Annotated in this window: 4 protein-coding genes and 3 pseudogenes; 5 read left to right on the forward strand and 2 right to left on the reverse strand. The window is 73.6% G+C overall.

Annotated elements, in window-relative coordinates; translation table 11 throughout:
- Positions 1-57: 57 nt before the first annotated feature.
- The 3 genes and pseudogenes from AXW62_RS26675 to AXW62_RS46120 form a co-directional block, all read left to right on the forward strand.
- The gene (locus tag AXW62_RS26675; protein WP_060946757.1) at positions 58-693 is read left to right on the forward strand and encodes a DedA family protein; all 636 of its coding nucleotides are present in this window, start codon (positions 58-60) and stop codon (positions 691-693) included.
- A 145-nt stretch (positions 694-838) separates the two neighbouring features.
- Positions 839-1,677: pseudogene (locus AXW62_RS26680) on the forward strand (COG4705 family protein).
- A 260-nt stretch (positions 1,678-1,937) separates the two neighbouring features.
- Positions 1,938-2,003: pseudogene (locus AXW62_RS46120) on the forward strand (hypothetical protein); the annotation flags it as partial.
- Between the two features lie 48 nt (positions 2,004-2,051).
- Here the strand turns inward: AXW62_RS46120 and AXW62_RS26685 are convergent.
- Positions 2,052-2,567 (reverse strand): annotated as a pseudogene (locus AXW62_RS26685) (response regulator transcription factor); the annotation flags it as partial.
- Between the two features lie 181 nt (positions 2,568-2,748).
- Positions 2,749-4,059, reverse strand: a complete 1,311-nt coding sequence (locus AXW62_RS26690; RefSeq protein ID WP_079115812.1) for an AbrB family transcriptional regulator — start codon at positions 4,057-4,059, stop codon at positions 2,749-2,751.
- 237 nt (positions 4,060-4,296) lie between these two features.
- Between AXW62_RS26690 and AXW62_RS26695 the strand changes: the two genes are divergently transcribed.
- Both AXW62_RS26695 and AXW62_RS26700 read left to right on the forward strand, forming a co-directional pair.
- The gene (locus AXW62_RS26695) at positions 4,297-4,974 is read left to right on the forward strand and encodes a response regulator transcription factor (RefSeq protein WP_030842881.1); all 678 of its coding nucleotides are present in this window, start codon (positions 4,297-4,299) and stop codon (positions 4,972-4,974) included.
- 42 nt (positions 4,975-5,016) lie between these two features.
- Complete coding sequence (locus tag AXW62_RS26700; RefSeq protein ID WP_159060965.1) at positions 5,017-6,447, forward strand: ATP-binding protein; 1,431 nt, start codon at positions 5,017-5,019, stop codon at positions 6,445-6,447.
- Positions 6,448-6,450 lie beyond the last annotated feature (3 nt).

Genomic DNA, 6,450 nt, shown 5'->3' on the forward strand with positions numbered 1-6,450 from the left:
CCGCCGCACCGCGCCCACCGAGCCCGAGGCCGAGACGCAACCGGAGAGGAGCCCCCGATGGCCGCGCCCCCGCTGCCCGGCGCCCTTGGCGGCGTCACCCCACTGCTGGAGCACTGGGGCTATCTGGCCCTCGCCGCCCTGGTGTTCGTCGAGGACTTCGGAGTCCCGGTCCCCGGTGAAACCGTCATGATCGCCGCCGCCGTCTCCGCGGGTGCGGGCCGGATGAACATCGTCGCGGTGGCCGTCGTCGCCTTCTTCGCCGCCATGATGGGCGACAACCTCGGCTACGCCATCGGCCGCTTCGGCGGCCACCGGCTCATCACCCGCTACGGCCGCTACGTCCTGCTCACCGAAGCCCGCATCGCCCGAGCCGAGGCGTTCTTCGCCCGTCACGGCGGCAAGATCATCACCGTTGCCCGGTTCATCGAGGGCCTGCGCCAGGTCAACGGCATCATCGCCGGACTCGCCGAAATGCCGTGGCGCCGCTTCCTCGCCTTCAACGCCCTCGGCGCCGCCTTGTGGGTCGGCACCTGGATCACCCTCGGCGCCCTCGCCGGCCGGCACCTCCATACCCTCTACCCGGCCATCCAGCGCTACGGCCTGTACCTGCTCGCCGCCGCGGCCGTGGTCATCGCCGCACTCGCCGCCCGCCACCTGCGCCGCCGGCGCCCTCGCCGCGACGACGCCGGGTGACCCGAGCCGGCCTCCCCGCACTCACCCTCGCCGCCCGCCCGGCCCGACGCGTCCCGGTACCGGGCCGGAACGGGCCGCTGACGTACGCGGGGTGCCGTCCCGGCGATCAGGATGCGTTCAGGTATCCGGTGCCAGGGTCCGTCCCATGACCTACGAGACATCCGAGCCCCTCGCGACCCCGATGGCCGACGCACCCGCCCCTCGGGCGCGGCACCGACCGCGCTGGAACAAGGTGCCCGAAGTCACCGTCTACTTCTGGATCATCAAGGTGCTGTGCACTCGGTCGGTGAGACCGCGGCCGATCTGCTGAACGAGAAGGCCGGACTCGGCCTGACGGGCGTGTCGGCGCTGATGAGCGCGGTGCTGGCCGTGGTGCTGGTGGCGCAGTTCCGCACCAGCGGCTACCGCGCGGCCGTGTACTGGCCGGCCGTCGCCCTGATCAGCGTCGTCGGCACGCTGATCAGCGACAACCTCACCGACAACATGGGCGTGCCGCTGGAGACGAGTACGACGGTGTTCGCGATCGTCCTGGCGCTCGTCTTCGTCGCCTGGTACCGGCGGGAGCGGACGCTGTCCATCCACAGCGTCGACACCACCGGCCGGGAGTCCTTCTACTGGCTCGCGGTGCTGTTCACCTTCGCCCTGGGGACCGCGGCCGGTGACCTGGTCTCCGAGCGGATGAACCTCGGGTACTGGCTGTCCGCGGTGCTGTTCGCCCTGGCCATCGCCGCGGTCGCGGTCGCCCGCTTCGCCCTCGGCCTCGACGCGGTGTGGAGCTTCTGGATCGCCTATGTCCTCACCCGCCCGCTCGGCGCCTCCGTCGGCGATTACCTCGCGCAGCCGACCGGAGACGGCGGCCTCGGCCTGGGCACGGTCGTGACCAGTGCGCTGTTCCTGACGGTCATCGTCGGCCTGGTCGTGTTCCTGTCGGTGTCGCGCAAGGACGTCATCGCACCGGAGCGAGCCGGCCGACGGGCGAGCTGAGGCCCCGGCGGGCGGCCCGAGCCCCGGCAGGTGTTCAGGATGCGTTCAGGCTGCGGCCCGCAGGGTCGTATTCCGCCGTCGTCCGCGGTCGGCGCCCCTTCGCGGGGCGCCCGGCCGCCTCGGCGCGGGCTCCGTATCCCCCCACCAGACGGGAGTGCATGACATTGGGGAAGTCAGACATCCTCACCGACCTCGACGCCGCGAGTACGAGCACGTCGGTGATGAAGAAACTGCCCGAGGTCACCCTGGCCTTCTGGATCATGAAGATCGCGGCGACGACCCTGGGTGAGACGGCCGGAGACCTCTTCGCGCAGACGATGAAGCTCGGCTACTTCCTCACCACGATCGCGCTCTTCTCGGTCTTCGTGGTGACCCTCGTCGCGGCGCACCAGGTCCCCGTCGGCGGCGACGAGCGTGGCCAGCAGCCGGAACTCGGTCGGGGACAGGGCGACGCGGGTACCGCGCACGGTCGCGCCGTGCCGGATCGCGTCCAGGACCAGGTCCCCGGCCGACGCGGCGGCCGGGGGCACGGCCCGTTTGAGCGCCGCCCGCAGCCGGGCGGCCAGTTCGGCGAGGTGGAACGGTTTCGGCAGGTAGTCGTCACCGCCGGCCGAGAAGCCGGACAGCCGGTCGGTGAGGTGGTGCCGTGCGGTCAGGAAGACGACCGGGGCGTGGAAACCGCCCGCGCGCAGGGCCTGGCACACGTCCCGTCCGTCCGCGTCGGGCAGACCGATGTCCAGGACGACGGCGGCGATGTCGGCGGTGGCCAGGCGCAGGGCGGTGGCCCCGTCGGCGGCCGGGACGGGGTGGAAGTCCTCGTCGTACAGGCCGCGGCGGAGCACATCCCGCAGGGCGTGGTCGTCCTCGACGATCAGGATCTTGCGGCGCATGGTCCTCCGTCGGTCTTTCGGCCGTGGCGGCGGCAGGGGCGGGGGAAGCGGCGGCGAGCAGCCGGTGCCGCACCTCTCGTGCCGCCAGGAGTGCCGCCAGGACGCGGCCGGTGCGACGAGGAGGTACGGGGTTGGTACGGGGGCGGCGCCGGTGCCGGTGGCGGTCACACCGCGGGCCGCGTCACGTCCGGACGGTGGCCGGCGGGCCGTCCGAGGAGGTCGTCGCCGGGGCGCGGCGGAGCGCTCCGCCGGGCGGACGGATCACCTGCCGGCCTCCTCCGCCTCCGCCCGAGACGCCGGCGGACCCCGCCCACCTCGGCGCCAGCAGGCGGACGATCAGCGGCGTGGCCAGGAGGACCACCAGGAGCCGCAGGCTCTGCACGGTCGAGACCAGAGCGACGTCCGCGTGGGAGGAGACCGCGGTGGCGAGGACCGCGTTGATCCCTCCGGGGGTCGTGGCGAGGTAGGCGTCGTTGAACGGCGTGCCCGTCACCCCGGCGAACACCCACGCCAGCCCGGCGCAGCCGAGGCAGACGGCCGCCATGCAGATCAGGATCGGAGGCAGCAGCCGCCGCATGCGCAGGAGGGTCCGGCGGGTGAACCGTACGCCCACGTCGAGGCCGACGAGGACGAAGACGATGTTCCGGAGCACCCCGACGGGCGCGAAGCCCGGCACGACGCCGCTGAGCGTGGCGGCCAGGGCGACCAGCATCGGGCCCATCAGCAGGGGCGTGGGCACCCGCAGCCGTCGCCCGGCCCAGGAGCCGGCGAGGGTGATGGCGGCCAGCGTGACCAGGCCGGTGAGCTGGTCCGATCCGGCGACGAGGTGGAGGAGGCCGGATCCGGCGCCGCCCCCGCCCGCGGCCGGGTGGCCGCCCGCGGCGGGGGACGCGGAGGTCATCCAGTGGGCCGCCAGCGGGGCGGCGGTGGCGACGAGACCGACGCGCAGGTACTGGGTGAAGGCGACGAGCCGTACATCGGCGTTCAACTCGTCGGCGCAGGTGACGATCGCGGCCGAACCGCCGGGCACCATGCCGAGGACGGCGCTGGAGCGGCCGACGCGGCCGCCGCGGGCCAGCAACCAGGCGACCGCGAGACTCAGCCCGATGGTGGCCGCGGTGACCGCGGTCAGCGGCAGCGCGACGGGCGCGGCGGAGGCGAGGGCGGCCGGGGTGAGGTAGCTGCCCATGAGGGCGCCCACCAGCGCCTGCGAGGCGCTGTTGGCCGGTGCCGGAAGCCGGTCGCGGACCCGACCGCACAGCGCCAGGGCGGCACCGGCCAGCAGGGAGCACAGCAGGTAGGGGGCGGGAACGCCGAAGGCGTCCGCCGCGAGGCCCGCGGCGTACCCTCCGGCGATGATCAGTGCCCAGAGCCCGGCGGAAGCAGCCGGGCGGGAGAGGGTGGGCTCGCGGAGGTGCTGGACGGGCTCCGGCGCGGTGCCGGCGGGGGACGGACGTTCGTCCGTGCGCCAGTGCGCGGAAGTCGGTGCCACGATCGGCGCCTTTCGTCGGATGGTGCCGGTCCGTCGGGACTCGGCGGCGGTGCGGAACAGGCACTCTCCACTGTGTCGGGTACGGCCTGTGCACACGCTGAGAGCGCTGAGGATGCGCTGAGGGGATCCTGAGAGCCCGCTGAGAGAACCGCGCCCACCTGCGGTCCGGCCTCTAGACTCGCAACCGAGGATCAGTCGTCCGGCCGAGCCGTCGGTACGGTCATGGGGTGATGTCGCATGCGCGTGCTGGTTGTCGAGGACGAGCAGAACATCGCCGCCGCCGTGGACCGCGGACTGCGCGCCGAGGGGTTCAGCGTGGACATCGCCGAGGACGGCGCGAAGGCCCTCGGCCTGATCAGGCACAACGACTACGCGGTGATCGTGCTCGATCTGATGCTGCCCGGCCGCAACGGCTATGACGTGTGCCGGACCCTGCGCGCCGCGGGCATCACCACCCCCGTGCTGATCCTCACCGCCAAGGACGGGGAGTACGACGAGGCGGACGCCCTCGACCTCGGCGCGGACGACTATCTGACCAAGCCGTTCTCGTTCGTGGTCCTGCTGGCCCGGATCCGCGCACTGCTGCGCCGCAGCGCCCCGCAGCGCTCGCCGGTACTCCGTGCGGGTGATCTCTGGCTGGATCCGGCCGCCCACCGGTGCGGCCGGGGCGACGAGCGCCTGGACCTGACCCCGCGCGAGTTCGGACTGCTGGAGTTCCTGCTGCGCAACCCCGACACGGTGGTGAGCAAGACGGAACTGCTCGCCCAGGTCTGGGACGCCTGGTTCGAGGGCGACCCCAACATCGTCGAGGTCTACGTCGGCTACCTCCGGCGCAAGATCGACACCCCCTTCGGCCGGTCCGCCATCGAGACCGTGCGCGGCATCGGCTACCGGCTGGACGCGAAGGGCGGCTGAATGTCCCGACGCCTTCCCCTCCGGCGTCCGGCACTCGGCCCGGTGCGGAGGCTGACCCGGCGGCTGCGGCTGCGGACCCGGGTCACTATGTGGGCCACGGTGATCGTCGTCATCGCGATGGTCGCGGCCGGCCTCGGCCTGCTGCTCGGTCTGCGGCACTCCATGTGGCGCGACCGGGACAGCACCGCGAGCCAGCGGCTGTCCGACGTCACCTCCCTGGTCCGGCACGACCGGCTGGGTTCCCTCATCCCCTCCAACGGCGGGGACGCCGATGTCGTGGAGGTGCTCGACGCCCACGGGAAGGTGCGGGCCAGCTCCGACGTCGACACGCGGCCGGGCAGCCTCAGCGGCTTCCCGACCCCCCTCCCCGCGCGGGTGCTCGCGGGACACCCCGCCACCCTCCGCGGCCTCGGCATCGGCGACGGGGGCGACTTCCGCGTACTGGCCCGGCCGATCCGTATCGACGGCCGCCCCGCCACCATCGTCGTGGGGGTGTCCCTGTCCCAGGCCGAGCACACTCTGTCCAGTCTGACCACCGGCCTGGTGGTCGCGGTACCCGCGCTGACCGCGCTGGTGGCGTGGACGATCTGGCTCACCGCCGGCCGCACGCTGCGCCCGGTCGAAACCCTGCGCCGCCAAGCCGCCGACATCACCGCGACCGATCTGCACCGCCGCCTCGACCTGCCCGCCTGCCAGGACGAGATCCACGCACTCGGCGTCACGCTCAACGACATGCTCGCCCGCCTCGACGACGCCTCGGTCGCCCAGCGCCGCTTCGTCGTCGACGCCGCACACGAACTGCGCAGCCCGCTGACGGCCCTGCGGGCCCAGCTCGAGGTCATGTCCAGCTACCCCGATCCCACCCGGGACCCGCGCACGGCCGCCGCGCTGCTGGAGGACACGGTACGGCTGCACGACCTGGTCAAGGACCTGCTGGCACTGGCCCGCAGCGAGGACCCGGCCCGGCCGCGGTCACCGGCCACGCGCGTCATCGACCTGGACGAGGTGGTGCTGGCCGAGGTCCGCAGGCAGCGCTCGCTGACCCGGGCGGACATCGACGCCCGCCGGGTCTCCGGCGGGCGGGTGCGGGGCGACGCCGAGGCGCTGCGCCGCGTCGTGCGCAATCTGCTGGACAACGCCCGCCGCCACGCCGACCAGCGGGTGCGGGTGGCCCTGGGGGAACGGGACGGCACCGTCGAACTGACCGTCAGCGACGACGGGGCGGGCATCCCGGCCGCGGACCGGCTGCGGGTCTTCGAGCGTTTCACCCGGCTCGATGAAGCGCGGTCCCGCGAGGCCGGCGGCTCGGGCCTCGGCCTCGCCATCGTCAGCACGGTCGTCACCGCACACGGCGGCACCGCCTACGCCGACCAGGACCCGGCGCCGGACGACGGCGGCCTCGGCGGGGCGCGCCTGGTGGTCCGCCTGCCGGCCGCGCCGTCGCCCGGCCGGGCACACCCGGGCGCGGCGTGAGCC

It is taken from the genome of Streptomyces hygroscopicus subsp. hygroscopicus (assembly GCF_001553455.1).
GTDB classification, from domain to species: Bacteria; Actinomycetota; Actinomycetes; order Streptomycetales; family Streptomycetaceae; genus Streptomyces; species Streptomyces hygroscopicus.